This is a genomic window from Nostoc sp. UIC 10607, from assembly GCF_047228265.1.
Taxonomy (GTDB): Bacteria; Cyanobacteriota; Cyanobacteriia; order Cyanobacteriales; family Nostocaceae; genus Nostoc; species Nostoc foliaceum_A.
The window spans coordinates 1-1119 of the sequence record NZ_JBIQNW010000196.1 but is presented as its reverse complement, the minus strand read 5'-3'; the positions used below and the strand labels follow the sequence as shown (position 1 = coordinate 1119).

Annotated in this window: 1 protein-coding gene; it reads right to left on the bottom strand. The window is 31.0% G+C overall.

Annotation, left to right across the window (positions count from 1 at the left end):
- Positions 1 to 934, bottom strand: a 934-nt coding sequence (locus ACEYW6_RS36335) for a transposase (protein ID WP_412983627.1), incomplete at its 3' end; no start/stop codon positions are given.
- Positions 935 to 1119 lie beyond the last annotated feature (185 nt).

Here is a 1119-nt window from a genome sequence, read left to right as displayed (position 1 = left end):
TTTTTAGTCTATAACTAGTTTCAATACCAAATCTTTTTCGATAATCTTCATATATATAATTTAAATTTGTTTTGATTTTGTTTACAACATAAACGAAATATTGAACTCCATGCTTTTGACGCTTACTTTTTCTATATTTGCATACAATCCATAAGTCAAAGGTGACTGAATCATCTTCGTCTCTTGTAATTGTATAGGTAGTTTTATAACTTTTTCTCCCCTTTAAAAATTGTTTAATTCCTCCCTTTTTTCCCGTTTTGATAGCAGGCATCATAAATGGGATATTTAATGCTTGCAACCATCTGATTACAGGAGTATTAAAAAAACCCCTATCCAAATAGAGTTTTTTTACATTTATTTTAAGTAATTCAAGTTCTGCCAATAAATAAGTAATTATCGCTACACTGGTATCTAGTCGGCGAACACCCCGAACTGCAAGGGTTACACGCTTATTCTTGGTAATAACATATAAAGTTGCATAAGCGTAAAATGAATGAGTACCAGATTTAGCTTGACTTCGATATATGTAAGGTAATTCCTCTAATGTTGGCTTACCATAATAGCAAATTAGATTTAAATCAATCGCTATTTTTAAACAACCATTTTTTAATCCTAAAGGGATTCGGCTTTTCAGTGATTGATTTATTTTCGCCTCTAATTCTTCAAAATTATTGATTTTATTGAGATGATATCTAATATCATTGGCTGTAGGAACATTCTTTAATAGTTTAGCTGTGTTCTCAATACTATCTCCACTGCTAGCTGCTTTTATGAGAATCTCGAATAAAGTTTGTTGGTCACATATTCCTTGAGTTTCAATCGAAAAATTTTCTACTAAACACTCAATAACTTCATTAAGGGTTTTTGAGTCTGTTAAAATCGGTTCTTCTGTAGACTCGCTCCTCTTGGTAATTTGATGAGATGAAACAGTCAATTTCCTCAGCCAATATACAACACATTACTTTGATCATTTCATATTTTGAACTGCTGCAAAAAATGATAAGTATTTATTATGTAATTAGTATTGGATAATACTTGCTTTTCTGTACTTATTTGTTGGTGATATCTGCTGTATCCATAGTGGTTCGCCCTTTTGGCAAAACTTTTTGGTTTACTGTT